Annotated in this window: 21 protein-coding genes; 10 read left to right on the top strand and 11 right to left on the bottom strand. The window is 63.7% G+C overall.

What is annotated here, in order from left to right; all coding sequences use genetic code 11:
- Positions 1–2 precede the first annotated feature (2 nt).
- The 6 genes from SOQ14_RS04800 to crcB are packed head-to-tail and all read right to left on the bottom strand — an operon-like array spanning position 3 to position 3,894.
- Positions 3–710, bottom strand: coding sequence for an ATP12 family protein (locus SOQ14_RS04800; RefSeq protein WP_322896925.1), 708 nt, complete (start codon positions 708–710; stop codon positions 3–5).
- Positions 707–964, bottom strand: coding sequence for a hypothetical protein (locus tag SOQ14_RS04795; protein ID WP_322896924.1), 258 nt, complete (start codon positions 962–964; stop codon positions 707–709). Before SOQ14_RS04795 ends, SOQ14_RS04800 begins: the two co-directional genes overlap by 4 nt.
- On the bottom strand, positions 961–1,629 hold the full coding sequence (locus SOQ14_RS04790; protein WP_322896923.1) for an HAD-IA family hydrolase: 669 nt from the start codon (positions 1,627–1,629) through the stop codon (positions 961–963). The genes SOQ14_RS04795 and SOQ14_RS04790 overlap by 4 nt, the downstream gene beginning before the upstream one ends.
- Positions 1,626–2,225: an FMN-binding negative transcriptional regulator gene (locus tag SOQ14_RS04785; RefSeq protein WP_322896922.1), complete on the bottom strand. Its 600-nt coding sequence runs from the start codon at positions 2,223–2,225 to the stop codon at positions 1,626–1,628. The genes SOQ14_RS04790 and SOQ14_RS04785 overlap by 4 nt, the downstream gene beginning before the upstream one ends.
- Complete coding sequence (locus SOQ14_RS04780) at positions 2,225–3,469, bottom strand: RluA family pseudouridine synthase (protein WP_322896921.1); 1,245 nt, start codon at positions 3,467–3,469, stop codon at positions 2,225–2,227. The genes SOQ14_RS04785 and SOQ14_RS04780 overlap by 1 nt, the downstream gene beginning before the upstream one ends.
- Positions 3,466–3,894, bottom strand: a complete 429-nt coding sequence (gene crcB, locus SOQ14_RS04775; RefSeq protein ID WP_322896920.1) for a fluoride efflux transporter CrcB — start codon at positions 3,892–3,894, stop codon at positions 3,466–3,468. The genes SOQ14_RS04780 and crcB overlap by 4 nt, the downstream gene beginning before the upstream one ends.
- A 232-nt stretch (positions 3,895–4,126) precedes the next feature.
- Between crcB and rpsU the strand changes: the two genes are divergently transcribed.
- The 8 genes from rpsU to SOQ14_RS04735 all read left to right on the top strand — a co-directional run bounded on the left by rpsU (position 4,127) and on the right by SOQ14_RS04735 (position 10,140).
- Positions 4,127–4,333 (top strand): 30S ribosomal protein S21, encoded by a 207-nt coding sequence (rpsU, locus tag SOQ14_RS04770; protein WP_322896919.1) that lies wholly within the window; start codon positions 4,127–4,129, stop codon positions 4,331–4,333.
- Positions 4,334–4,501: 168 nt separating this feature from the next.
- A complete protein-coding gene (locus SOQ14_RS04765) occupies positions 4,502–5,128 on the top strand; it encodes an FKBP-type peptidyl-prolyl cis-trans isomerase (RefSeq protein WP_322896918.1) in 627 nt (208 codons plus the stop codon).
- 13 nt (positions 5,129–5,141) lie between these two features.
- A complete protein-coding gene (gene gatC / locus SOQ14_RS04760; protein ID WP_322896917.1) occupies positions 5,142–5,444 on the top strand; it encodes an Asp-tRNA(Asn)/Glu-tRNA(Gln) amidotransferase subunit GatC in 303 nt (100 codons plus the stop codon).
- A gap of 119 nt (positions 5,445–5,563) precedes the next feature.
- Entirely contained in the window at positions 5,564–7,045 is a 1,482-nt protein-coding gene (gene gatA, locus SOQ14_RS04755) for an Asp-tRNA(Asn)/Glu-tRNA(Gln) amidotransferase subunit GatA (protein WP_322896916.1), read from the top strand.
- Entirely contained in the window at positions 7,042–7,200 is a 159-nt protein-coding gene (locus SOQ14_RS04750) for a glutamyl-tRNA amidotransferase (RefSeq protein ID WP_322896915.1), read from the top strand. Before gatA ends, SOQ14_RS04750 begins: the two co-directional genes overlap by 4 nt.
- Positions 7,197–8,693: an Asp-tRNA(Asn)/Glu-tRNA(Gln) amidotransferase subunit GatB gene (gene gatB / locus SOQ14_RS04745; RefSeq protein WP_322896914.1), complete on the top strand. Its 1,497-nt coding sequence runs from the start codon at positions 7,197–7,199 to the stop codon at positions 8,691–8,693. The genes SOQ14_RS04750 and gatB overlap by 4 nt, the downstream gene beginning before the upstream one ends.
- A gap of 27 nt (positions 8,694–8,720) precedes the next feature.
- The gene (locus tag SOQ14_RS04740) at positions 8,721–9,176 is read left to right on the top strand and encodes a tRNA (cytidine(34)-2'-O)-methyltransferase (RefSeq protein ID WP_322896913.1); all 456 of its coding nucleotides are present in this window, start codon (positions 8,721–8,723) and stop codon (positions 9,174–9,176) included.
- A 112-nt stretch (positions 9,177–9,288) separates the two neighbouring features.
- Positions 9,289–10,140, top strand: coding sequence for a hypothetical protein (locus tag SOQ14_RS04735; RefSeq protein ID WP_322896912.1), 852 nt, complete (start codon positions 9,289–9,291; stop codon positions 10,138–10,140).
- A 108-nt stretch (positions 10,141–10,248) separates the two neighbouring features.
- Here SOQ14_RS04735 and SOQ14_RS04730 read toward each other — a convergent pair whose 3' ends face one another.
- From SOQ14_RS04730 to SOQ14_RS04720, 3 genes are all read right to left on the bottom strand, one after another.
- A complete protein-coding gene (locus tag SOQ14_RS04730; RefSeq protein ID WP_322896911.1) occupies positions 10,249–10,545 on the bottom strand; it encodes a hypothetical protein in 297 nt (98 codons plus the stop codon).
- A gap of 154 nt (positions 10,546–10,699) precedes the next feature.
- Positions 10,700–13,561 (bottom strand): M16 family metallopeptidase, encoded by a 2,862-nt coding sequence (locus SOQ14_RS04725; RefSeq protein ID WP_322896910.1) that lies wholly within the window; start codon positions 13,559–13,561, stop codon positions 10,700–10,702.
- Between the two features lie 35 nt (positions 13,562–13,596).
- Complete coding sequence (locus SOQ14_RS04720) at positions 13,597–15,816, bottom strand: acylase (protein ID WP_322896909.1); 2,220 nt, start codon at positions 15,814–15,816, stop codon at positions 13,597–13,599.
- Positions 15,817–16,032: 216 nt separating this feature from the next.
- On the opposite strand from SOQ14_RS04720, the gene clpB reads away from it, so the two are divergent.
- On the top strand, positions 16,033–18,609 hold the full coding sequence (gene clpB, locus SOQ14_RS04715; protein ID WP_322896908.1) for an ATP-dependent chaperone ClpB: 2,577 nt from the start codon (positions 16,033–16,035) through the stop codon (positions 18,607–18,609).
- Between the two features lie 97 nt (positions 18,610–18,706).
- Here the strand turns inward: clpB and SOQ14_RS04710 are convergent, their stop codons facing one another.
- On the bottom strand, positions 18,707–21,760 hold the full coding sequence (locus SOQ14_RS04710; protein ID WP_322896907.1) for a TonB-dependent receptor domain-containing protein: 3,054 nt from the start codon (positions 21,758–21,760) through the stop codon (positions 18,707–18,709).
- 279 nt (positions 21,761–22,039) lie between these two features.
- Positions 22,040–22,282: a hypothetical protein gene (locus tag SOQ14_RS04705; RefSeq protein ID WP_322896905.1), complete on the bottom strand. Its 243-nt coding sequence runs from the start codon at positions 22,280–22,282 to the stop codon at positions 22,040–22,042.
- A 444-nt stretch (positions 22,283–22,726) separates the two neighbouring features.
- On the opposite strand from SOQ14_RS04705, the gene SOQ14_RS04700 reads away from it, so the two are divergent.
- On the top strand, positions 22,727–25,771 hold the full coding sequence (locus SOQ14_RS04700; RefSeq protein ID WP_322896904.1) for a TonB-dependent receptor domain-containing protein: 3,045 nt from the start codon (positions 22,727–22,729) through the stop codon (positions 25,769–25,771).
- The last annotated feature ends 92 nt before the right edge of the window (positions 25,772–25,863 follow it).

Below are 25,863 nucleotides of genomic sequence, written 5' to 3'. Positions count from 1 at the left end.
CGTTACGCCTCGCAGGACAGGCGGACAAAGCGCCAGGCGCGCAGGAAATCGCTCTCGCGGATGCGGCGGCGTTCTTCGGCTTCGTCATCGCGGCCCCATAATTCGGCCTGCCATTCTTCTTCGAGGCATGCGGCTTGCCACAGCGCCAGCGCGCGCGCTTCCTCCGCCGTATCGCGGGCAAGCAGCGCAGTGACGAGCGAGGCGGCCAGCTTGGTCTTTACCTCCAGTCCCGCCAGCACGAACGGGTTTTCGCCCGCAAGCCGCTGCGCGAGCGCGGTCAGCACGCCGGCATCCTGCGGGCGGTGAACAATGCCACTGACCCGCACCAGTCTGAGGTTCGTGCTGGCTTCGAAGGCGGCCACCAGCGGCTCCCATTCGGCAAGCTGCCGCGCGTGGAGCGGCTCATCCGGGTCGGCGCGGTAGCACAGCGTATCCGTGTCGGCATAGGCGGTCAGTTGCCGGGCGAGCGCGCTGGCATCGGCCGCAACCACATCAAGCGCGTAATCGGCCAGATCGCGCAGCGGCAAATCTTTGGGATCGATTTTCTCGCCCTGCCGCGCCCATTCGGCGGCGAGGGCTTCGGCCAAGGCGCGGCTCGGCACGATCTGTGCTGCTCCGCCCACGGTTTTCATGCCGCGCGTATCGAGCATCACCTGCCAACCGCTGCCGACCTCGGCAACGCTAACGTCGCGGTAAAAGCGGCGGATCATGGCTTGGGCGTGTCCTCCGCCGCGGAGTTCTGGCTTTTCCAGACGCGCGCCAGCACCAGCGGCAGCACGAAGAAGTCGGCAAAGCCGATCACGCCAATCATCACGCCAAGCGCGAAGGGCAGATCGACCACGCCCTGGGTGATCGCAATGCCGAACATCAGAAGCGCCACACCGCCGAGCCGCGCGACATTCATGATCATGTAGCGACGCCGGGCGCGGGTCTCGTCCTGATCGCGAAAGGTGGGGCTGGTCATGGCTGTGGTTCCTGAAAGGCTGCCAGCAGCGCGGCGAGATCAGCGACTGTATCGGCAATCGCACGCGCGCCGCCGCCACGCAGCTCGCTGGCGTTGTGATAGCCCCATGCCACCCCGATGGCTGGCACGCCGATGCTACGCGCCATCAGCATGTCGAAGGTGGTGTCCCCGATCATCACCGCCTGATGGGGTTCCGCGCCGGCTTCGGCAAGCGCGGCTTCCAGCATGGCGGGGTGCGGCTTTGACGGGTGGCGATCCGCCGTCTGGAGCGAGGTGAAGAGATGATCTATCCCGTGCGCGGCAAGGCATGCCGCAAGGCCGCGATCCGATTTCCCGGTGGCAACCGCAAGCTGCCACCCTTGCACGTGCAGGTTGGCCAGCAGTTCGGCAATGCCATCATAAAGCGGTTCGCCGAGCAGCCCTTCTTCACGCCGGGCGCGGAAGCTCGACTTGTAGAATTCGGTGACGCGGCTCGCATCCTGTTCGGAAAGATCCGGGGCCAGCTGGCGGATCGCCACCGGCAGGCTGAGCCCGATGATGCGACGCACCGCGCTCGCGGCAGGGGCCGGCAGGCAGGCGCGTTCAAACGCGCGCTCCATCGCCCAGCAAACATCGGCCTGCCCGTCCACCAGCGTCCCGTCGCAATCGAACACCGCCAGTTTCATACCGCGATGTTCCTAACGAGATGGGCGAGCGCGCTGTGCCCGGCTGTGTCGAGCCCTTCGGCGATGCGATCGCGCTCTGCGGCAGACTTGTTCTGCGAGAGCTTGAGGGTGGGGCGCCATGCCAGCACTTCGAGCTCGAAGCCGATAATGCCGCGGAACAGCCCGGCCCAGACTTTCTCCGAGGATTCCTCGGCCCGCCACGGTTCGCCTGCGAGCCGCGCTTCATGCTTGGCAATGGCGGCGTGGAGGAAGGCTTCGAGCCCTTCATCGGCCATGCGCCGCACCCGGCCTTCCAGTTCGAGCGCGATGTAATCCCAAGTCGGCACGGTGTCGCGGTTGGCATACCAGCGCGGGCTGACATAGGCATCGGGGCCGTTGACGACGATCAGCGCATCGCCGCCTGCCAGATGGCGCGCCAGCGCATTGCCGCGAGCAAGGTGGAACTGCACCGCGCCATCGCCGGTCGAGAGCAGCGGGGTGTGCGCGACGCGCGGGCCATCGGGCGTGGCGGCAAACACCATGCCGAATCCGATTTCATCGATCAGCGATTCCATCAGCGCGCGATCATCGCTGCGGTAAAGCGGGTTGGGATGCATCAGCGCGCCTTCTTGGGTCCGGTGCTCTTGGGTCCGGTCTTGGGCTTCGCCCCGGGCTTGACTTTGCCCTTGGTCTTGCTGGTGGGCTTGGCTTTCTTGGCAGGGGCAGCCCCACGGGCCCGGCGCGGCGCACGGCTTTCCTTGCGCGCCTGCTTGAAATGGCGGCGGGCGGCCTGCTTCTTTTCCTCGGGCGTCTTTTCGGGGGTTTCTTCACGCAGGGGGGAGGCATCCGAAAGGCCCGGATCAAAGCCCAGCACATCCATGCTCATCGCGAAATGCTGCGGCAGTTCGGCGGTGACATCGAGCTTGCCGCCGCTGCCCCCATCTTCTTTGGTGCCTGCCTTGGGTTCGGTGATGATCAGGCGGCGCGCATGTAAGTGCATCTTGCGGCTGACCGCCCCGGTCAGGAAGGCATCCTGCCCGCCATACTTGCCATCGCCGACGATCGGGTGGCCGATCGCCGCCATGTGGACGCGCAATTGGTGGGTGCGCCCGGTGAGCGGTTCGAGCTCAACCCAAGCAGCACGCTGGCCTGCGCGGTCAACCACACGATAGCGCGTCTTGGCGGCCGCGCCGTTTTCCTCGTCGATATGCATCTTCTCGCCGCCGGTGCCCGGCTGCTTGGCGAGAGGGGCATCGATGATGCCTTCGGCCAGTTCCGGCACGCCGACAACCAGCGCCCAATAGACCTTGCGCGCCGACCTGCTGGCAAAGCGTTTCGAGAAACTCGCCGCTGCGCCCGGCGTGCGCGCGATCAGCAGCACGCCCGAGGTATCCTTGTCGAGCCGGTGGACAAGGCGCGGACGCGGGGTGCGTTCATCAGTCACAAAGGCATCGAGCAGGCCGTCAACATGCTTGGTGGTCTTGCTGCCGCCCTGTGTGGCGAGGCCGGGGGGCTTGTTGAGCACGATTGCGGCGGGGGTTTCGCGGATCACCATGGCGCGGGCTTCGGCGATCTGTTCGGGCGAGAGCGTGCGGCGCGGCTGGGCCGAAGGCTTGCGCTGCGCATCCTCTCCGCCCGGCGGCACCCGCAGCACTTGTCCGGCGGCGAGGCGATCTTCGGGCTTGGCGCGCTTGCCATCCACCCGGATCTGGCCGGTGCGCGCCCAGCGCGAGATCGTCGCAAACCCGACTTGCGGAAGATTGCGCTTGAACCAGCGATCAAGCCGCACGCCATCGTCATCCTCGGCGATGGTGAACTGGCGGACGGTGTCGGCAGGGGCCGAAGCGGAGGGCGGCGTCATGCGGCGCTCTGTACGGCGACGAGGCCGATCAGCACCGCGGCCATCCCCGCGACCAGCGAGGCAGCGGCATAGCCCAAGGCCATGCCGGTCTGCCCGCGGTGGAGCATGGTGATCAGCTCGGCACTGAACGCGCTGAAGGTGGTGAAGCCGCCGAGCAGACCGACCCCGATCAGCAGCCGCAAGGATTCGGGATTGGCAGCGCCCGACGGGCCACGCGCCAGCCAGCCAAGCAATGCTCCCATCAGCAGGCTGCCGAGAATATTGATCGCCAGCGTGCCCCACGGAAAGGTGTTGGCCGGGCCGGCGAGATGTGTCACCGCGCGGCCCAGTTGATAGCGCAGCACCGATCCTGCCGCGCCGCCGGCAGCAACCAGCGCCGAGGCGAACAGCGCAGAAGGGGGCGCAGCCAGAGTGTTTACAGACATGGCCCCAGCCTTTAGCGAGGCGCAGCCGATCTGCCTAGCGCCGCATCGCGGCATGGCTGAATCGCGCAGACAAGCGCTTTGGCTTGCCATTTTGCCCGTGTTGGACTATCGGGCCCCAGCTTTCGCGTGGTTCTGCCAAAGAATCGCGCCGTTTTCAGTGGCAATTCATCGCCCATCCCCGCGATATTTCCGGCGGGCTCTGGTGCTTTTTGAAATGAGGTAGTCGTCGTTTATGCAAATCATCGTTCGCGATAACAATGTCGATCAGGCCCTGCGCGCGCTCAAGAAGAAGCTGCAGCGCGAAGGCGTTTATCGCGAGATGAAGCTGCGTCGCCACTTCGAAAAGCCGAGTGAGAAACGCGCCCGTGAAAAGGCCGCTGCCGTGCGCCGCGCCCGCAAGATGGAGCGCAAGCGCATGGAGCGTGACGGCAGCAAGTAAGGCGTGCCGTCGCCTGCTGCGGCAGGTTTTGGCTCCCAACTGCGCGCAAACGCGCAGGAATGCTGCGAAAACGCGTTTTCTTGCCATGCCGGGGCCCAAGCGCCAGCGATAAGTGCTTGAACCCCGTGATATGATAAGCCATTAGGGCGCGGATTTTTCCGCGCCCTTTTGCTGTCACCCGATGGCGGCAAGCGCGCCATCCAACAGGACATCATCATGACCGAAGTCACCCGCGTTCCGATCCAGCCGATTGCCAAGGGCTCGCTGACCAAGCTGTGGCTTGGCGTGCTGGTTGCCATTCTGCTTGGCGGCGGCCTTGCCTGGGCGGCGATGCCCAAGGGCCTTGATCTCGACACGCTGGTGGCTGGCACGGGCGAAACGCCCAAGGTCGGCGATGTCGTGTTCGTGAAGTACAAGGGCTCGCTCGCCGCCGATGGGACGGTGTTTGACGAATCGCGCGAAATCCCGCTGCCGGTCGAAGGCATCTTCCCCGAAGGCAGCCCGTTCCCGATCGAAGAAGGCGCGACCATTCCGGGCTTCTTCAACGGGCTTCAGCAGATGCAGAAGGGCGGCAAGTACAAGCTCTATATTCCTGCGGATCAGGCCTACGGGGCCGAGCCGCCCGCAGGCGCTCCGATCCCGCCCAATGCCGATCTCTTGTTCGAGATCGAAGTCGTCGAGATCATGAGCCGCGAAGCCTTTGATCGCAATCTCGGCATTCTCCAGCAGGCGATGCAGAAGATGATGCCGCCGCAGGGCGGTGCAGACGGCGCGGCGCCGCCGCAGGGCCAGTAAGGGAGCCTCGGGCATGTCGGTGGACAAGGCAACCGTTGCCAAGATCGCCAGCCTCGCGCGCATCCGCATGGATGATGCCCAACTCGAACGGATGGTGCCGGAACTGAACGGCATTCTCCAATGGGTCGAGCAGCTCGGCGAGGTGGACGTTTCGGGCATTGCGCCGATGGCGGCGGTGATCCCCAACACGCTGCGCCTGCGCGAAGACGTGGTTGATGCCGATCCGCTGACCGGCGGGGGCAAGCGCGAGGATGTGCTCGCCAATGCGCCTGCTGCGGAGCATGGCTTTTTCGGCGTACCCAAGGTGATCGAGTAAAGCCTCAAGGCTTCAATCGATCATCCTGAGCTTGCCGAAGGATTGCACTTTTTCTTCTTCTATCCTGCGCCACAAGAAGGACAGATCTTCGACAGGCTCAGGGCGAATGGTTGGAAACAATGACTGACCTGACTTCTCTTGGCGTCAAAGAAATCCGCGATGGCGTGCGCGAGGGCAACTTCACTGCGCGTGAAGTGGCCGAGGCCTTCAACACCGCCGTGGCCGAGGCTGCGGTGCTCAACGCCTTTATCGTCACCACCCCCGATCATGCGCTGGCCGCCGCCGACGCAGTCGACGCCGCGCGCGCGGCAGGCGAGCAGTTGGGCACAATGGCGGGCGTGCCGATCGGCATGAAGGACCTGTTCGCCACCCACGGCGTGCAGACCACCGCCGCGAGCCACATCCTCGAAGGCTTCACGCCGCGCTATGAAAGCACCGTCAGCCAGAAGCTGTGGGATGCGGGCGCGGGGATGCTCGGCAAGCTCAACCTTGATCAGTTCGCGATGGGCTCGTCGAACGAGACCTCCTTTTTCGGCAATGTCACCTCGCCCTGGAAGAAGGCCGGTTCCAATGCCGCGATGAGCCCCGGCGGCTCTTCGGGCGGTTCTTCGGCTGCGGTGGCCGCGCGCATCGCACCGGCGGCGACCGGCACCGACACCGGCGGCTCGATCCGCCAGCCCGCCGCCTTCACTGGCATCTGTGGGATCAAGCCGACCTATGGGCGGTGTTCACGCTGGGGCATTGTCGCCTTTGCCTCCAGCCTCGATCAGGCCGGGCCGATGGCGCGCTCGGTCGAGGATTGCGCGATCATGCTCGGCGCGATGGCGGGGTTCGATCCCAAGGACTCGACCAGCCTCCAGATGGACGTGCCCGATTGGGAAGCGGCCCTTAACGCCGACCTGCGCGGCAAGAAGGTCGGCATCCCGCGCGAATACCGGATGGAGGGCACCGATCAGGCGATCCTCGATTCGTGGGAGCAGGGCAAGGCGTGGCTCAAGGACGCGGGCGCCGAGATCGTCGACGTCTCGCTGCCGCACACCAAATATGCGCTGCCCGCCTATTACATCGTCGCGCCGGCCGAAGCGTCATCCAACCTCGCGCGCTATGACGGCGTGCGTTATGGCCTGCGCGATCTGCCCGACGGGGTCGGCCTGCAAGACATGTATGCCGCCACCCGCGCCGCGGGCTTCGGGGACGAGGTCAAACGCCGCATCCTGATCGGCACCTATGTGCTCTCGGCGGGCTTCTACGATGCCTATTACACCCAGGCGCAGAAGGTCCGCGCGCTGGTCGCCCGCGATTTCGAGCGCGCCTTCCAGGAGTGTGACGTGATCCTTGCGCCCACCACGCCGACGGCGAGCTTCCCGCTCGGCTCGATGAACGAAGACCCGCTGACGATGTATCTCAACGACGTCTTCGCCGTGCCCGCTTCGCTTGCTGGTCTTCCGGCGATGAGCGTGCCTGCCACGATCAACGCCGATGGCCTGCCGCTCGGCCTCCAGCTGGTCGGCCGCCCGTTTGACGAGCAGGGCGTGCTCAACGCAGGCCTCGCGATCCAGCAGCGCGCGGGCTTCACCGCCAAGCCGGAGAAGTGGTGGTGAGCCCGGATTGGTCGCTGACGCTTGCCGGCGTGGCGATTGCGGTGGCGATCCCTGCGACCTTCATGGCGGCGAATTGGGTGAGGAAGAACGTCGATCACGGCGAGATGCGCTTTGGGCCGGACGGCAAGGTGATCGAGGATGAGGAAGTGAAATGAGCAACTACCGCATTCAGGGTGCCACGGGGGAATGGGAGGTCGTGATCGGCCTCGAAGTCCATGCGCAGGTGACATCGCAGTCGAAGCTGTTCTCGGGCGCGGCGACCGCGTTTGGTGCGGAGCCGAACGCGCAGGTCTCCCTCGTCGATGCCGCGATGCCGGGGATGCTGCCCGTGCCCAACCGCGAGTGCATCCGTCAGGCGGTGCGCACCGGCATGGCGATCGAGGCGCAGATCAATGCGTGGAGCCGGTTTGACCGCAAGAACTACTTCTACGCCGATCTCCCGCAGGGCTACCAGATCAGCCAGCTCTACCACCCGATCGTGGGCGAAGGGAGCTTGCTGATCGAGGCGGACGAGAAGGCGGGCATCCCTGAAGACAAGGTCATCGGGATCGAGCGCATCCATATCGAACAGGACGCGGGCAAGCTGATGCACGATCAGCACCCGACCATGTCCTATGTCGACCTCAACCGCTCCGGCGTGGCGCTGATGGAGATCGTCTCCAAGCCCGATATGCGTTCGCCCGCCGAGGCCGGGGCTTACCTGCGCAAGCTGCGCGCGATCCTGCGCTATGTCGGCTCGTGCGATGGCAACATGGAAGAAGGCTCGATGCGGGCGGACGTGAACGTCAGCGTGCGCAAGCCGGGCGAGCCTTTCGGCACGCGGACCGAGACGAAGAACGTCAACTCCGTGCGCTTCGTCATGCAGGCGATCGAGCATGAGGCGATGCGGCAGGTCGATGTGCTGGAGGCTGGCGGCACGGTGGTGCAGGAAACCCGCCTGTTCGACCCCGGCACCGGCACCACTCGCACCATGCGCAGCAAGGAAGACGCGCACGATTACCGCTACTTCCCCGATCCCGATCTCCTGCCGCTGGTGCTGGAGGAGGACTTCCTCGCCGAATGCCGCGCCTCGCTCCCGGAACTGCCCGATGCCAAGCGCAAGCGTTACGTCGAGGTGCTCGGGCTCACCCCCTACAACGCCCGCGAGCTGACCGCCGAGGTCGAGACCTTCGCGCGCTTCGAGACGCTGCTGGCCGAAACCGCCAAGGCTTGCCGAAAGGATGATGCCGCCGTCGCCACGCAGGTCGCCAACTGGTCGCTCTCGGTCGCGCCGGGGGTGATCAAGGCGCTGGGTGACGAGGGCGACCCCGCCAACGCCACCGCCGCCGCGCAGGCAAGCATCCTCGCCATGGCCGACAAGGGCGAAATCAGCGGTGGGCAGGCCAAGGAAATCTTCGAAATTGTCCTCAAGACCGGCCGCGATCCTGCTGAAATCGCGGAGGCCGAGGGGCTCAAGCAGGTCTCCGACACCGGCGCGATCGAAGCCGCCGTGGACGCCATCATCGCCGCCAACGCCGACAAGGTCGAACAATACCGCGCCGGCAAGGAAGCGCTGTTCGGCTTCTTTGTCGGCCAGACGATGAAGGCGATGCAGGGCAAGGCGAACCCGCAGCTGGTGAATCAACTGCTGAAGGGCAAGCTGGGCTGACCGGCGCGGCCTGATGGGCTTCGCCCGATGACCGCCATCGTCCTTATCCAGCCCGAAATTCCCGGCAACACCGGGGCGGTGGGGCGCACTTGTGTCGCGCTCGACATGGAGTTGATCCTGATCCACCCCTTGGGCTTCGAGATCAGCGACAAGCGGGTGAAGCGTTCGGGCCTTGATTACTGGCCGCATGTCCGCCTGACGGAATACGCGAGCTGGGATGCCTTTCTCGAAGCCCGCACCCCGCGCGCCGATCAACTCTTCCTGTTCGAGGAGTTCGGTGCGCGCTCCTTCTATGAGCCCGCATACCCAGAGGATGCCTTCCTCGTCTTCGGGCAGGAAACCAAGGGCATTCCGCAGCCGATTATCGCGCGCCATCCCGAACGGCTGTTCAAGCTGCCGATGCGCTCGGACGTGATCCGCTCCTTGAACCTCGCCAACACTGTCGCCGCTGCGGCCTATCAGGCGCTGCGCGGGAAGCTGTGAACAGGCAAGGGCAGGTGGCCCGCCAATCGCAGCTTGTGGACGCGCCAAAAATACAGCAAAAGCAAGGGGCTTATGGGCGCGGATCGGCCATGGGCATGAAAGGGGAGGGGAAATGCATACCACGAGGAAACTGGCCCTGTGCGTGGCCGCGGCGGCGATGAGCCTTTCGTCGCTCGCCCACGCGGAAACGCTGACCAATGCCGACGTCGTCGCCTTGCTGGAAGCGGGGCTGGGCGAGCAGGCGGTGATCGCCAAGATCGAGACCAGCAAGGGCAGCTTTGAAACCGATACCAAGACGCTGCTGGCCCTGCGCGCGCAGGGCGTGCCCAGCTCGGTGATTGCCGCGATGGTCAAAAGCAAGAGCGCCAATATCGAATATGATGATGCCTCACCTGATCCGGCGGTTCCGCACACCCCCGGCTTCTACATCATGGGTGCGGCGGGCGGTGCGCCGCGCATGTTCAAGATTGACCCTGTCGCCTCGACGCAGACCAAGACAGGCGGGATCCTTGGATATGCCCTCTCAGGCGGGATCGCCACGGCCAGCGTCAAGGCCGTGATCCCGGGCACCACCGCAAAGCAGCAGGCTGCCAGTGCGCGGCCGGTCTTCTACGTCTTCTTTGATCCGCCGGGCCCTTCGCAATCGGCGGTGTTTTCAACCGGGTTTGGCAACACCATCCAGAGCCCGAACGAACTTTCGCTGATCGATCTCGAAGAGAAGAAGGGGCGGCGCGAAGCACGGGTCGGCAGCCTCAACCTTGCCGGCGCCAAGACCGGCGTGATGGACAAGGATCAGATCCCCTTCTCCTACGAACAGGTCTCGACCTATGTTTACAAGATCACGCCGGACAGGCCGTTGGAGCCCGGCGAATATGGCTTCCTCTTTGCGCTGGTCGGCGGTTCCGGGCCTGGCCTGTCGGGCGGGGTTGCCGGCGCGCGCATTTTCGATTTCGCGGTGAAATAGCCGTGATCTTGCGAGGAGCGTGTCCCGCCTCCTTGCCCTCCAAAAGAAAACCGCCGGTAGCGCAGCGGCGCTCCGGCGGTTTCTTTATCCCGTGAAGGACGCGTCAGATCAGGCGCGGGTGCCCGAAAGCGGCATGGCGCCGAACGCACCGGCGTTCACCGCGCCGGTGATGGTGTCACCATCGACAGTGGCTTCGCAATCCAGCGTCATCGGCATTGGCACGACCATGTTCATCTTCCAGGTCAGCGTGTTGCCGGCAACCTTGCCGTCAACCACATCCATCGAACCCATGCCGCCAGCCATCTGGCCGCTGAAGCTGTCGCCATCGACCACCACGGTGAGCGTGCCGGTCTGATCGCCCATCGGGCTTTTGACAACAGTGTTCCAAGTTCCTGCAACAGACATTCTCTATCTCCTTACTTGCCGATCCGGCCATCCGGCGGCGGCGGGCTGAGGCTGGCGCGGTGGGCCCTCCCGACCGTGCAATCCGGTCGCTTGTTTACACCAGTGTCAGCCCGCATCAACCGCTTATGGCCGATTTGCGTGGCAATCGTGCGACTTACTCGGTCGCGGGCAGTTCGCGTTCCTCCACCGGCAGGCCCAGCGGGGCGAGCTGCGCGCGCACCTTTGCGGCATCACCCACCACGATCCACACAAAGCCATCGGGGTTCAGCGCGCTGCGGGCAGCGGCATCGAGGCTTTCGCGGGTCTGGGCGCGATACTGGCCGACCAGCGTTTCGTAGTAATTATCGGGGCGGCGATAGAGCGCGAGGCTCTGCATCGCACCGAGCACGGCAGGCGAGGTTTCGAAGCGGCCCGGCAATTCACCGATTTCCGATGCCTTGCTGCGGACGAGCTCTTCTTCCTTCACCCCACTGGTGGTGAGGAATTCGCGGGTTTCGCGGATCATCTCGGCGAGCGAATCGCCGGTGCGATCAGCTTGCACCCCGCCCGAGATGTTGTAGATCACCGCCTTTTCCCGCGGCTGCGCGGCGCCGCGCACGCCATAGCTCCAGCCCTTGGTCTCACGCAGGTTCATGTTGAGACGGGCGAGGAAGTTGCCGCCCAGCGCATTGTTGGCGCTGTTGAAATCCACCAGCGCGCGCGAGGCACCATCAAGCGGGGTCAGCTGCGCCCCGAGGATGAAGCTCTGCGGCGAATTGGGCCGGTTGATCAGGATCACCCGGTTGCCCTTGGGCTGTGCCGGGGCGGCGGTGAAGGTCTTGGTGGCCTTCTTGGTCGCGGGGGCCTGCCAATTGCCGAAGGACGCATCCAGTGCGGTCACGATCTCGGCCAGAGGCTTGTCCGAGATCACGAAGACCTCGCCATTGTCGGGCCGGATCCAGCTATCCTTGAAACCGACGAGATCCTCGCGGGTGATCGCGCGCACGCTTTCCACCGTCGGGTTGCCGCCATAGGGGCTGTTGGCACCGAAGATTTCCGGGCCGACCGCGCGGGTGGCCACACCTTGCGGCGACTTCATCGCCTGCTGGATGCCGGTGATCGTCTGCGCGCGCACACGTTCGAGATCAGCAGGGGCGAAGGCCGGCTCGCGCACCACCTGCCGCAGCAGATCGAGCGACGGGGCAAGGTTTGCCGTCAGCGCCGACAGCGTGAAAGTCGAACGGTCCGCGCCGCCGCCGGTGGTGATGCTGAGGCCGAGCCGCTCGCTCGCCTCGGCGATCTGCTGCGAGGTCAGCTTGGCGGTGCCCTGATTGAACAGGCCGGTGGTCAGATCCGCCAAGCCGCGCTTGTCTGCCGGATCAGCCGCGCTGCCAGCGTCGAAGGACAGGCTGACATAGGTTGCCGGCACAGCGGTGCGGCGCGCATAAGTCACCTTCATGCCATTCTTCAGCGTGGCGCGTTCGAGCGTCGGGAAATCGAGCTCGGCCGTCTTGTCGATCGCGGGCTTGGGCCGCTCGACCGTGACAGTGAGCGTTTCCGAAGCCCGATCACGTTCCGAAGCGTTGGTCGTCGCGCCAACCGAGGCGGCTTCTTCATAGGTCGCATCGCGCGCGCCCGGTTCGAGCACCAGCGTGAAGGCCGGCTTGGTGAACCAGCGCTGCATCGCCGCCTTCACATCGGCCGGGGTCAGCTTGGCGAGCGTGTTGAGCTGGCGCGAATAGAACGCCGGATCACCCGCGAGCACTTCGCCCTGCGCCAGCGTCACCGCCTTGCCGCCGAACCCGCCTACCTGTTCAAGCCCGCGGATCGTGCTTGCGAGCTCGCTGGTGGCAGCGCGGCGCACTTCATCCTCGGTCGGGCCAGTGGCGACATATTCGGCCACCAATTGATCGAGCCGCGCTTCGAGCTTGGCCAGTTCCACGCCGGGGCGCAGCACCGCTGTCACCGACAGGATGCCGACCCGCTGGAACGGCGAATTGCTGGCTGAAACCGCAACCGCAAGCTGTTCGTCACGCACCAGCACCTGATCGAGACGGCTCGATTCAAGGCCGCCGAGGATGCTGGCGCCGACGCTGAGCGCGGCCAGTTCATCATCGGTCAGGCCGGGGGCGGGCCAATAGCGGGTCACGCGGGTGGCCGCGACCTGATCCTTCATCACCTTGCGCACCGGCTCGCCCAGCACCGGGACGGGCGCTGCCGCCGGGGTGTTGACAGGGCCGCGGGCGATCGGGCCGAAATACTTCTCCACCAGCACGCGGGCTTCGGCGGGCGAGACATCGCCGGCCAGCACCAGCGTGGCATTGTTCGGGCCATACTTATCGCGGAACCACGCGCGCACATCTTCCATCGAGGCGGCGTCAAGATCCGCCATCGAGCCGATCACCGAGTGATGATAGGGGTGGCCTTCGGGGAACAGCGTCTTGAGGATTTCGTAGAACACGAGACCGCCGGGCTGGTTATCGCCTTGACGCTTTTCGTTCTGCACCACGCCGCGCTGGTTATCGAGCTTCTCCTGCGTCACCGCACCGAGCAGATAGCCCATGCGGTCGCTTTCCAGCCACAAGGCCCGTTCGAGCGCCGGGCTCGGCACGGTTTGGAAATAATTGGTGCGGTCGAAATTGGTGGTGCCGTTGTAATCGGTCGCGCCCATTTCGGCGAGATATTGGAAATAGTCCTGCGGCGCGTTTTCCGAACCGTTGAACATCAGGTGTTCGAACAGGTGGGCAAAGCCGGTCTTGCCCTTGGGCTCGTCCTTCGAACCGACATTGTACCACACTGCGACGCCGACGATCGGCGCCTTGCGGTCTTCGTGGACAATCACGGTGAGGCCGTTTTCAAGCTTGAACTGCTCATAGGGGATCGAAACCTGCGCGACGAGATCGGTCAGGCTGGGGGCGGCCCCATTGCTCGCGGGTGTGGCGGCTGCGCGCGATTGCGCGAGCACGGGGCTGAGCGGGGTGGCAACAAGCGCCAGCGCAAGCGCGGCAAGGCTGGCAGAAGCAAGGCGATGAGACATCGAGATCTCCGGTTGGGTGGATGGAAAAAGAACAGTCAGGAACGATTGGTGACGCGGTAGCGCGCGCGCGCGTGCGAAACCACATCAGTGCGCCAGAAATGGACAGGCTTCAGCTTATGATCGACGAACAGCTTCATCTGATCCGTGTAATGCGGGCTGGCGGGCCGGGTGGTGGCTGCACCGAAGGGCTGGATCGATTGCGAGCGCACCGGCTGACCGGGCAGCCATTCGACCCATTGGATGAAGCTGTCGCCATGCTTGAGGCTGAGCCGGCCATCCTCCGCGACATCCCACGTGGTTGAGGCGCGCAGCGTGTCCGAGCCGCCATCAAGCGGCAGATCGCGCTTGCCTTGCCGCAGCCGCAGCAGTTCGCCCATCGGCGGATCGAGCCGACCAAAATGTTCGGTCAGGTGATCGCTGGCCGCCTGCAATTTCTCCGCCACATCGGGCATCGGCTTGTTGCCATATTCCGCCGACATGAAATCGCGGATCACCAGCAGCGCGAGGCTATCAGCCGGGTGCTTGCCATCGGCGGCGAAATCCCAGGTCAGCAGCAGATCGCGCGCCTCGGCAAGCTGACCCGTGGCCTTGAGCTTGGCAAGCGCATCCCACAGGGTCGCGACATAGCCCGCGCGTTCATAGCCGGTGTCATACTTGATCCGGGCGAGCGTGGCGCGATCGAGCTTGTCCGCTTCGGAAAGCAGCTTGTAGGCGCGGCGCGAACGGTTGGTCTGTTTCTCTTCGATGCCAAGCACCGGGGAGAAATCGGCTGGCTTCAGATCATCGCGTGCGCCCGCGGCGGTCCAGGGCTCGTTGTTGGCATTGTAAATCCAGCCTGATGCCGGGTTGATCAGCTTCGGCAGGCGATCATAGCCGACCGCGCCTTGCCAGATCAGATCGGAACGGTTGCCCGGCAGCACGCTGCGCCAATCGGCTGTGACGGCGTCCAGTTCGGGGCGCGCAGGCAGGGCGGCGTTGTAGACATAGGCGATGTTGCCCGCCTTGTCGGCATAGATGAAATTGGTCGACGGGATCGCCATGCGCGCCAATTGCCCCTGCCATTCCGACAGATCGCGCGCCTTGTTGAGCCGGTAATAGGCATCAAGCTGATCCAGCTTGCCCATCCCGCCATAGCGGATGGCAAAGGCGCCCTTGTCGTTCACGATCACCGGGCCGTGCACGCTGCGATGCACCGTGCGCGGCACGGGCAGCACCAGCGGGCCGACTTTAACGGGGAGGATCACCTCGCGCGTTTCGAGATCGCGCCATGCGCCATCCAGCTTGTAGCGCGTGCCGCTCGCATCCAGTTCCAACTGGTAGACATCGATCATGTCGGGGCGGTTGACGGTGTTGGTCCAGCCGAGATCCTCGTTATGCCCGAGGAAGGGGAAGGGCGAGCCCGGGAAGTTGGCACCGGCAAAGTGCCAGCCTTCACCGCTCTCGACGACGAGTTCGTACCATGCCACGCCGCCGCGCAGGGGTTGGTGCGAATTCGAGATCAGCGTCGTCGGCCCGCCCGATTTTTCAGGCCGCACGGCAAAGGCGTTGGAGCCGAGATGTTCGGCCTCCTCCCCCAGCGGCAGCACCAAGCGGCGGCCAGCGCGCGTCGGGGCGGCCGCTGCGGCAACCGCTGAACCATCGCCGATCTTCTCGCGCGGGAAGCCGGGAATATCGGGCCCATGTTCGGGGCGCAGTGGCTTACCCGCCACCAGCGGGCCGATTACGCTATCAAGCCCGAAGAAGAACGGCTGACGCAGCGCAAAGCCCGCCGCGATATCCTCGCCATTCACCGGGAAGAGATCCGCCAGCTTGATCTCGCCGGGATGTTGGCTGGCATAGTGGTTGAGGCCCGCGGCATAGGCTTCAAGCAGCGCGCGGGTTTCGCGCGGCAGTTTGGGAAATTCGCGCGCTGCCGTGCCGCGCGCATCAATCAGATGATAGACGAAATCGACCTTGGCCCCGTCCTCGCCCGCAATCGCGCCATAGCGCCCGCGGCTCATCGCAATGACATCCTGCAAGGTGAAGAAATCATCCTCGGCATGGGCGACTGCGACGCCGAAGGCGACATCGGGATCAGTGTCGCCATAGATATGCGGCACCCCGTAATCATCGCGGATAATCTCGGCCGCATAGGTGCGCGGCGCGGCGGGTGCGGCGGCCGCATGCGCGAAGAAGGGTTCCCAAGCGGCGAGCCCGGCCACGCCGAGGCCCACTGCGCCTGCCAAGGCAATCGCGCTGCCTTTAAGCCACGTCATCTGTCTGTCTCTCCCCCGAATTCCGGTGCTTTGTCATCGCGTGACCGCCAGGCAAGGTCAAGCCGAAGCGGTTGCGCCGCAGCCTCTTGTCACGCGCGAGCACGCGACCCATTTCATGATCGACAGGCACGGGATCGAACACGCCTGCGTCAAGGCCTTGTGTTGCTGATTTGCAACATTATCTAGCCGGGGCAATCTGATGGAGGGGTTTCATCCATGAATCTCGAAAAGTTTACCGACCGCGCCAAGGGCTTCCTGCAAAGCGCCCAGACTGTAGCGATCCGCATGAACCACCAGCGGATCACCCCGCTGCATATCCTCAAGGCCTTGCTCGAAGACAGCGAAGGCATGGCGGCAGGGTTGATCCAGCGCGCCGGCGGGCAGGCTCCTGTGGCGGCGAGCGCGGTCGATGCCGGTCTGGCGAAGATTCCCGCCGTCACCGGAAGCGGCGCGCAGGCCACGCCGGGGCTCGATAATGATGCGGTGCGGGTGCTCGACTCCGCCGAACAGCTCGCTGACAAGGCTGGCGATTCCTATGTTACGGTCGAGCGCATTCTAACCGCCCTCGCGCTCGCGCCCGGCGCGGCGGGAGAGGCGCTGAAGGGTGCCGGGATCACGCCGCAAGCGCTCAACGCCGCCATCGAAGCCTTGCGCGGCGGCAAGCGGGCCGACAGCGCCGGGGCGGAAAGCACCTATGACGCGATGGAGAAATTCGCGCGCGATCTCACCAAGGCCGCGCGTGACGGCAAGCTTGATCCGGTGATCGGCCGCGACGAGGAAATCCGCCGCACGATCCAGATCCTCGCTCGCCGCACCAAGAACAACCCGGCGCTGATTGGCGAACCCGGCACCGGCAAGACCGCGATTGCTGAAGGCCTCGCGCTGCGCATCGCCAATGGCGATGTGCCCGACAGCCTCAAGGGCCGTACGCTGATGAGCCTCGACATGGGCGCGCTGATCGCGGGCGCGAAGTATCGCGGCGAGTTCGAAGAACGCCTCAAGTCCGTGCTCGACGAGGTCAAGCATGCGGAAGGCCAGATCATCCTGTTTATCGACGAGATGCACACCCTGATCGGGGCGGGCGCTTCGGAAGGCTCGATGGATGCCTCGAACCTGCTCAAGCCGGCCCTGTCGCGCGGCGAGCTGCATTGCATCGGTGCGACCACGCTCGACGAATACCAGAAATATGTCGAGAAGGACCCTGCGCTCCAGCGGCGGTTCCAGCCGGTCTTCATCGCCGAGCCGACGGTCGAGGACACGATTTCGATTCTGCGCGGGATCAAGGACAAGTACGAGCTGCACCACGGCGTGCGGATCACGGATGGCGCTATTGTCGCGGCGGCGAAGCTGTCTGACCGCTATATCGCGAACCGCTTCCTGCCCGACAAGGCGATTGACCTGATGGACGAGGCGGCGAGCCGCATCCGCATGGAAGTGGAGAGCAAGCCCGAGGAGATCGAAGCGCTCGACCGGCGGATCATCCAGCTCAAGATCGAGGAAAGCGCTCTCAGCAAGGAGACCGACCAGAATTCCAAGGACCGGCTGGTGGCCCTGCGCGAGGAACTCGGCAATCTCGAGCAACAATCCGCCGAACTCACCACCCGCTGGCAGAACGAGCGCGACAAGATCGAGGCCGAGGGCAAGATCAAGGAGCAGCTCGACGCCGCACGGCTCGAACTCGAGCAGGCCCAGCGCGAAGGCGATCTCGCCCGCGCGGGCGAGCTGTCCTACGGGCGCATTCCCGAACTGGAGAAGCAGCTTGCCGAAGCGCAGGGGCAGTCCGCCAATGCCATGCTGCGCGAAGAAGTGACCGAAGAGGATATCGCCGCCGTGGTCAGCCGCTGGACCGGCATCCCCATGGACAAGATGATGGAAGGCGAGCGCGAAAAGCTCCTCCAGATGGAAGAGATCATCGGCAAGCGGGTGATCGGCCAGTCGCAGGCCATCGAGGCGGTGTCGAAGGCGGTGCGGCGGGCCCGCGCAGGCTTGCAGGATCCGGGGCGGCCGCTTGGTTCGTTCCTGTTCCTTGGCCCGACGGGGGTCGGCAAGACCGAACTCACCAAGGCCTTGGCCGGGTTCCTGTTTGATGATGACAGCGCGATGGTGCGCATCGACATGAGCGAATTCATGGAGAAGCATTCAGTCGCGCGTCTGATAGGTGCGCCTCCGGGCTATGTCGGCTATGAAGAGGGCGGGGTGCTGACCGAGGCCGTGCGCCGCCGCCCCTATCAGGTGGTGCTGTTCGACGAGGTCGAAAAGGCGCATGGCGACGTGTTCAACGTGCTGCTGCAAGTGCTCGACGATGGCCGCCTGACGGATGGGCAGGGCCGGGTTGTCGATTTCGCGAACACGCTGATCATTCTGACATCAAACCTCGGCAGCCAGTATCTTGCTGGCCTTGCCGATGGCGAGGATGTGGCCAGTGTCGAGCCGCAGGTGATGGATGTGGTGCGCGGGCATTTCCGCCCCGAATTCCTCAACCGGCTTGATGAGATCATCCTGTTCCACCGGCTGGGGCAGGAGCACATGGCGCCGATCGTCGCCATTCAGGTGGGCCGGGTGCAAAAGCTCCTCGCGGATCGCAAGATCACGCTCGATCTTAGCGATGCTGCGCTGCGCTGGCTGGGGCGGGTTGGCTATGACCCGGTCTATGGCGCACGGCCGCTGAAGCGCGCGGTGCAGCGCTATCTGCAAGACCCGCTCGCCGAGATGCTGCTGGAAGGCAAGCTGCCCGACGGTGCCACCTTGCGGATCGACGAAGGCGATGGCCAGTTGGCGATGCAAGTGGCGTAAGCGCCGCCCTCCTATCGTCGCTGCCATCGCTGCCGCGCAGACCAACAAAAAAGGCCCCGGTTCCCCGGGGCCTTTTCTTGTGGGTATTCCGAAGGACTTAGAATTCCTTCGAGACGTTCACCGTGAACTGGCGACCGAAGGAGTCGTTGACGCCCGCCGGGATACAGAACCCGGCGTTGATCTGGCAGCGACGGTCGAACAGGTTGCGCACCGCAAAGTTCAGACGGAAATTGTCTTCCGTGCGGTAGAACACGTTCACGTCGGTGGTGACGAAGGCATCAAGCTTGTCGAACTGACGCGCATCCGGCGTACGGTCAAACCGCGAGAACAGCTGTTCGCCAACGTAACGCCACACAGAACCGATGCCCCAACGCTTGTTGGTGTAGTTCAGCGTGAACTGGCCGGCCCAGGTCGGATCGCCGATGACCGCATCCGAACGCGCCGGAGCCACACCGGTGATGTCGATCTGGCGACGCAGCACCACGGTCAGATCGCCGCGAGCCTGCAGCGTGCCCTTGATGCCGATTCCTTCGAGCGACGTGGCATAGAGCATGGCGCTCTGGATGCCTTCGTAATCGATACGATTGCCGTTCTGGAAACCGGTGCGCACGCCCGGGTTGCCCGGATCGTTGACGACTTCACCATTGGCCTGACGACGGATCAACGAGCAGAACGAGTTGCCGTTGGCCGGATCGGCGGTGTTGAAGTTGTCGTTGTCGAAGCAGCCCGAGTTGATCTGGGCCACCGACAGCTGGGCAATCGGGTTGCTGATGGCGATGTTGATGTAATCTACCGTCAACGAGAAGTTGCGCAGGAACCGCGGACGGAAAATCCCGCCGAAGCTGTAGCTGTCAGCCTGTTCGTTAAGCAGGCTCGGGTTACCACCGACGATGATCGGCACGCTCGCCACCGACGCCTGCTGCGGACGCTGCACATTCGGGAAGGCAGCGAGGAAGGCTTGACAGTTGCGCTGACGGGCGGTCGGGTTGGCACCGCCAGTGATTGCACCCGGCATACACAGATCAGGCACGAACCCGAACGCATTGGCCTGCGGCAGGAACAGTTCGGTCAGCGCCGGGGCGCGGAACGAACGCGTGAAGTTGCCGCGGAACTCAATGTCCTGGATCGGCGCGATGCTGCCGCCAGCTGCCCACGAGAAGAACCCGCCGTTCACGGTGTTGTCAACATAGCGGCCGCGGCCATAGACGATCGCCGATTCAATCAGCATGTCGTTTTCCGGCGAGATCAGCGGCAACAGCACTTCGCCGAAGACTTCGTTCAGGGTGTATTCGCCGACAATCGGGGTCACCGCAGCGCCGCGACCACGACCGAGCTGTTCGAACTCGGACGGAATGAACGAGCCCTTCTCGCGGCGGTATTCATAACCGCCGTTCACGCTGACATCGTTGTTGTTGAACTTGAACAGCGTGCCGCCGACGTTGGCGTTGAACACGACCTGCTCGAGGTTGGTTTCAGTCACGTTATCCGAGGTGACGTAGTCAAGCGCGGCAGCGCTGGCCTGGTTGCCGAAGAAGTTGAACGGCACACACGCTGCGTCAGGAACAGGGTTGAAACCAGCCTGCGCCGGGGTCCCGGTGAAGCCGCCCGGAAGGTTGGCCGCACAGACGATCTGGCCTTGTGCGTTGGTGGCAACGTTGGTGGCGTTCACGAAGTTCTGGACGTTGATGTCCTGACGGAAGTCAGTGATGTTCGACTTGCCGTAGTTGAACGAGGTTTCCCAGTTCCAGTCATTGTTGAACAGCTTGAAATCACCGCGTGCGCCGATGACACCGCGCATGAATTCGGTTTCCGCAAAGCCGGTGAGGTCAGCAAAGCCAACGTTCGCGCGCGACAGGGTGAAGTTGGTCACGCCCGCGCCCTGCAAAACCCCGCGCGCCTGCGCGCTCAGGAACGGGTTGTTGACGTTGAAGGTGAGCGCACTGCTCGCCCCGCCGAACAGCGGCGTGTTGAAGGTGGGCTGCTGCACCAACTCGTCAGCGCGCGAATCGAAATACTGCGCTTCGACGAAGAGGTTGATCTTGTCGGTCAGATCATAGTTGGCGAACAGGTTCGCCCCGAAACGGCGCAGATCCGAAGTCAGCTGGCCGAAGTCAGAGAACTTGAAGCCGTCACCATCAATCGCGTTGTTGCCGCTCGGGGTCGCAACGCCGCCAATCAGCGAACGGACGCGGGTGCCGACGTTATAGGGCACGAGGTTCCCGGCCGCGTCGAACTGGAACGCCTGGTTGCCAACGGCGCCGGTCGGGCGGGCCGTCGAGGTGGTGACGCCCAGCGGGCCACCGAAGATCACGCCGGTGTTCGACAGCGGGAAAAGGCCAAGGCCGCGAAACACCACGGTCGCGGGGTTGCCATCAGTCGGGCCGGTGTCGAAACCAACACCCGGAGCAAGCCGGCCGGCTTCAATAAGGTTCGGCTGAACGGTCAGTTCATCGAGGAACAGCTGGCGCTGGTTCTGACGAATGCCATCGGTGTAAGTATAGAACGCCGACATCTGGAGGTGCCCGCGGCCGCCTGCGAACTTGGTGCCGTAGACACCTTCAAAGCGGTAGGAAAAGCCATCGCCTTCTTCATAGATGCCCGAGGTGGCATTGAGCGAAAGGCCTTCGTAACGGTCGTCAAGGATGAAGTTCACCGTGCCCGCGATCGCGTCCGAGCCGTAAACCGGCGCACCTTCCGCTGCGGCGATGTCAACAGCCTTCACCAGCGCAGCCGGGATGATGTTCACGTCAACCTGCGTACCGGCAGCTGCCGGGCCGAACAGCGACGGCGGGTTCGACGAAACCACGCGACGCCCGTTGATCAGGGTCAGCGTGCGGTTCGAACCGAGGCCGAAGTTGTTGATGAAGTTCACGCCCTGGCCGAACGCAGCCTGATCGCCGTTCGGGGTCACCGAACCGCGGATCTGCGGCAGCGTGTTGATGGCGTCGGCGACGTTGATGAAGTTGCGCTGATCGATGAATTCGCGGTCGATCGTGGTGGTCGGCGCAAACCCAGTGAGGTTGGGGTTGCGGATACGCGAACCCGTAACCATGATCGCGCCGCTCTGGGGCGCTTCTTCAGCGGCCTGCGTGGTGACGTCAACCGGCTCTTCTGCCTGGGTGGTCTGCGCCATGGCGGGCATCGCTACCATGAGGGCAGCGAGTCCTGCGCTCACGAAAAGTGCGTCCCGACGCTGGCGCGCCTGCAAATTCATCATGATGGTACCCCTGTTTTTGGATTTTCAGCAATTTTGGAAAAATGCTGACGCTGGTTAAAAGGCAAAGGTTGCGACTGCGCAACCTTCGAAGCGCCGCATGAGCACATTGTTACAAATTTAAGTGCGAAGCGTTGCAAGAGCGCAACATAATTATGGCAGCCAGCGCCCGAGCGGTGCGATCCGCCCGCGGTTTCCGACCTCTTTGTGCTTCGATCAGGGAGAGGGCTGTGTGGGGCGCCCCGCATTCAGCAGCTCTTGCGTCTGCCGATTCCCCTCCCGCGAAGCCGCAGCCCATTCCTTGTTGGTGCGGCACACCTTGACCCGCTGGGCGCGCGAATTGAGCACCGGCTCGCTCCGGCAGCGTACGAAATTGGGATCCTTGGGGTCGGTGACCTTGTCCGAAGGCTCTGCCGTGGCTGGCTTTTCGCCAATAACCGTCACAGAGGGATCGGTCACAGCCGCAGGTGCGGGTGGCGCTGGCTGAGCCAGGGCAACGGATGCAGAAACAGCGAGGAATGTAATGGCCACATCGGCCAGCCAGCGTGTGAACATGTGACGTCCTCCCGGTAAAACCCCACCGTTAGAGTGCCCATGGGTGCGCGCGGCAACGCGGACTGTCAAGCTGTCCTGTCGACAGGCTGCGCGCTTTGGAGCCATCATGTTTGCGCTGCCCTGGCATGAATTTCCCAAGCAGGCCAACGGGCTGGGGTGGATTCGATGTGATCCCTTGCGGCTATTAAGCAGTGGAAAAGGAATGGTTAATCGGTTTTGCGGTAAGATTCAAAAGTGTTGCATTTTTGCGACTAAATGTTGCTAAGCGACGTGCGGGCTACGCCCTTGCCTTTACAGTGCAATTGGTCACCGCGTATCTCAGTCTGATGTCGGACGGGGACTGTAGTGTTGGAATTTACTGCGGTTTGCGTTTGGCTGGATCACCAACGTCCCGAGGGGAATAACGTGTCTCAGAACAAATTTAAGTTGCAGGGCGGTCTTGCCAGCCTCGCTATCGCGCTGGCTTTCACCGCGACTCCCGCTTTCGCACAGCAAACCGATGACGCTGCGCCTGCCGCCGAAGAGCCGGGTGCGGTTATCGTCGTGACCGGAACGGGTACGCGCATCGCGGACTCGAACCTCGTTCTCTCGAACCCGGTGCTCGGTGTTGACGCGGCTGAAATCGCTGCTCAGGCGCCGATGTCGATCGAAACCGTGCTGCGCCGCCTCCCGGGCGCCGCGCCGGGCGTCGGTCAGCAGGTCAACAACGGTAACGGCGGTGTCGCGACCCTTAACCTGCGTGGTCTGGGTGCCAACCGTAACCTCGTGCTGATGAACAACCGTCGTCTTGTTCCTTCGACGCTGGGTTCGGTGGTTGACCTCAACGCCATTCCGATCGCCATGATCGAGCGCTTCGAAGTGCTGACCGGCGGTGCTGTGACCACCTATGGTGCGGACGCTATCGCCGGGGTTGTGAACTTCAGCACCCGTCGCAATTTCGAAGGCGTTGATCTGCAGATGATCAACGGCATCACCGAGCGTGGTGATGGCCGCCAGTTCCGCGTCAGCGGTGCATTCGGCGCCAACATCTCGGATGGCCGCGGCAACGTGACCATCGGTCTTGACTACACCAAGACTGAGCCGGTTCGTCAGGGCGACCGCGCGTTCAGCCTGTTTGGTCGTGGTTCGACTTGCCCGGCTTCGGTGTCGGATGCCAACTGCGCCACTGCGACCGCCGGCCCGATCCAGGGTTCGGCAACCGCTGTCCCGGCCGCGTTGCTTTCGCCGGTTCCGACCACCGGTCCGTTCGCGCCCGGTGCTCGCTTTGAGAACGGCCAGATCGTTCCGGGTCTGTCGGATTACAACTTCAACCCGCCGAACCTCTTCCAGACCCCGCTTGAGCGCTTCAGCATGATGGCTCAGGCCAACTACGAAGTGGCTCCGGCGATCGAAGTCTATGCTGAAGGCCTCTACACCCGCAGCAAGGTTCGCACTGAACTGGCGCCGTCGGGCACCTTCTTCAGCAGCCAGGTCCAGGTTCCGTTCAACAACCCGTTCCTGACCACGCAAATGCGCGAGCAGCTGGCCGAATTTGCCGGTCTCACCCCGGCAGCTCTGGCCACCGCGATCGCCAACGGGACCAACGTTCCGGGCCTGCTGGTCGGTCGTCGCTTCGTTGAGTCCGGCCCGCGTGTGACCGAATTCACCACCGATCTGTTCCAGTTCACCGCAGGTGTTCGTGGTAAGATCACCAACACGGTGAACTTCGATATCTTCGGTCAGTATGGCGAATCTAACCGCGTCAATACCAACGTTTCGGGCAACGCTCTGCTTGCGCGTGTGAACCAGGCGCTGCGCGTCAACCCGACCAACCCGGCCGCTTGCGCCGATCCGTCGGGCGGCTGCGTCCCGCTCAACCTGTTTGGTCCGGAAGGCTCGATCACGCCGCAGATGCTGGCTTTCATCGGCACGCCGACCAGCACCTTCAGCACCACCACCTTTGAAACTGCCCAGGCAATTATCAGCGGTGATTTCGGCGTGACGTCGCCGATCGCTGAAACCCCCATCGCCTTCGCGGTTGGTGCCGAATATCGTCGTTACTCGGGCCTTACCTTCGGTGACCTTCCGACTTCGACTGCTGGTGCCATCCTTGGCGCAGGCGGTGCGGTGCAGCGGACCGAGGGTTCGTTCTTCTCGACCGAATTCTACGGCGAATTGATCGTGCCGCTGGTTGAAGATCGTCCGTTCGCTCACCTGCTGCAGGTCGATGGCGGCTTCCGCTATTCGGACTTCAACACTACGGGCGGCAACTGGACCTTCAAGGGCGGTGTGCAGTGGGCTCCGATCGAGGACATCAAGTTCCGCGCGGCGTGGACCCGTGCGACCCGTACGCCGAACATCGGCGAACTGTTCTCGCCGGTGAACACCACGCTAACCAACCTGACGACCGACCCGTGCCAGCTGGCTCTGGGTACCGCCAACGCAACTGTCTCGGCGCTCTGTGCTGCGCAGCTTGCAGCGGTTGGCGCGGCACCGGGCCGTCTGGGCAGCATCCCTGCTCCGATTGCCGGTCAGATCAACACCACCGGTGGCGGCAACATCAACCTGCAACCCGAAACCGCGACCACCTGGTCAGCCGGTGTCGTATTCCAGCCGACGTTTGCTCCGAGGCTGCTGATCTCGGCCGACTGGTATCGCATCACGGTGGAGGATGCGATCACTTCGCCGGGCGTGGGTGACGTTGTCAGCGGCTGCTTCGGCCAGACTGATCCGAACTTCGTCAACTGTCAGCTGATCCGTCGTGATCGTCTGACCGGCGGTCTTTCGGGTGATCCGGGCTCGGTTCAGGGTCTGCTGCTGTTCCCGTCGAACCTGGGCCAGATCCAGCGTGAAGGCATTGATATCAACGCAAACTACGCGGTTGACCTCGGCGAAGTGGGCCTCAACTTCCACCTCAACGCCAACCACTCGATGCGCAACCGCTTCCAGTCGGGCCCGGCTTCGTTCAATCGTGAATGCCAAGGTTTCTTCTCGGTTGATTGCGATAGCGTGATGATCCCGGATTGGTCGGCGAACCTGCGTTCGACCCTGACCTACAAGGGCTTTGATGCCTCGCTGTTCTGGCGCTACATCAGCGGCTTCGATGTGGAACCCCGCACCGTGCCGAACACCTTGCAGCCGGGCGTTGTGGGCAGCTTCGGCGCCACCAACCCGAACCGTGTGGTCGGGGCCTATCGTTCGATCGATGCCTACAACTGGTTCGATCTCAACCTGGGCTTCGATGTGACCGACAAGATCCGCGTTTCGGCGCTGATCGAGAACCTGTTCGACAAGGATCCGCCGGAAGTCGGCAGCACCATTGGTTCGACGGCGTTCAACACGGGTAACACCTTCCCGACCATTTACGACGCGCTGGGCCGTCGCTTCTCGGTCACCATCGGTCTGAACTTCTGATCGATTGATGGATCAGGACGCGCAAGCGTCCGCAGAATTGGGGCGGCGGGGCAACCTGCCGCCCTTTTTCTTTGCGCCGCATTGCCAGTGCG

This window comes from Erythrobacter epiphyticus, assembly GCF_034653295.1.
GTDB lineage: Bacteria > Pseudomonadota > Alphaproteobacteria > Sphingomonadales > Sphingomonadaceae > Erythrobacter.
This window is presented reverse-complemented; position numbering and strand designations above follow the sequence as displayed.

What these genes read in the sequence shown, in the direction of transcription:
- SOQ14_RS04800 (WP_322896925.1), bottom strand. Translation starts at nt 710, where the DNA reads ATGATCCGCCGCTTTTACCGCGACGTTAGCGTTGCCGAGGTCGGCAGC.
- SOQ14_RS04795 (WP_322896924.1), bottom strand. Translation starts at nt 964, where the DNA reads ATGACCAGCCCCACCTTTCGCGATCAGGACGAGACCCGCGCCCGGCGT.
- SOQ14_RS04790 (WP_322896923.1), bottom strand. Translation starts at nt 1,629, where the DNA reads ATGAAACTGGCGGTGTTCGATTGCGACGGGACGCTGGTGGACGGGCAG.
- SOQ14_RS04785 (WP_322896922.1), bottom strand. Translation starts at nt 2,225, where the DNA reads ATGCATCCCAACCCGCTTTACCGCAGCGATGATCGCGCGCTGATGGAA.
- SOQ14_RS04780 (WP_322896921.1), bottom strand. Translation starts at nt 3,469, where the DNA reads ATGACGCCGCCCTCCGCTTCGGCCCCTGCCGACACCGTCCGCCAGTTC.
- crcB (WP_322896920.1), bottom strand. Translation starts at nt 3,894, where the DNA reads ATGTCTGTAAACACTCTGGCTGCGCCCCCTTCTGCGCTGTTCGCCTCG.
- rpsU (WP_322896919.1), top strand. Translation starts at nt 4,127, where the DNA reads ATGCAAATCATCGTTCGCGATAACAATGTCGATCAGGCCCTGCGCGCG.
- gatC (WP_322896917.1), top strand. Translation starts at nt 5,142, where the DNA reads ATGTCGGTGGACAAGGCAACCGTTGCCAAGATCGCCAGCCTCGCGCGC.
- gatA (WP_322896916.1), top strand. Translation starts at nt 5,564, where the DNA reads ATGACTGACCTGACTTCTCTTGGCGTCAAAGAAATCCGCGATGGCGTG.
- gatB (WP_322896914.1), top strand. Translation starts at nt 7,197, where the DNA reads ATGAGCAACTACCGCATTCAGGGTGCCACGGGGGAATGGGAGGTCGTG.
- SOQ14_RS04740 (WP_322896913.1), top strand. Translation starts at nt 8,721, where the DNA reads ATGACCGCCATCGTCCTTATCCAGCCCGAAATTCCCGGCAACACCGGG.
- SOQ14_RS04735 (WP_322896912.1), top strand. Translation starts at nt 9,289, where the DNA reads ATGCATACCACGAGGAAACTGGCCCTGTGCGTGGCCGCGGCGGCGATG.
- SOQ14_RS04730 (WP_322896911.1), bottom strand. Translation starts at nt 10,545, where the DNA reads ATGTCTGTTGCAGGAACTTGGAACACTGTTGTCAAAAGCCCGATGGGC.
- SOQ14_RS04725 (WP_322896910.1), bottom strand. Translation starts at nt 13,561, where the DNA reads ATGTCTCATCGCCTTGCTTCTGCCAGCCTTGCCGCGCTTGCGCTGGCG.
- SOQ14_RS04720 (WP_322896909.1), bottom strand. Translation starts at nt 15,816, where the DNA reads ATGACGTGGCTTAAAGGCAGCGCGATTGCCTTGGCAGGCGCAGTGGGC.
- clpB (WP_322896908.1), top strand. Translation starts at nt 16,033, where the DNA reads ATGAATCTCGAAAAGTTTACCGACCGCGCCAAGGGCTTCCTGCAAAGC.
- SOQ14_RS04710 (WP_322896907.1), bottom strand. Translation starts at nt 21,760, where the DNA reads ATGGTAGCGATGCCCGCCATGGCGCAGACCACCCAGGCAGAAGAGCCG.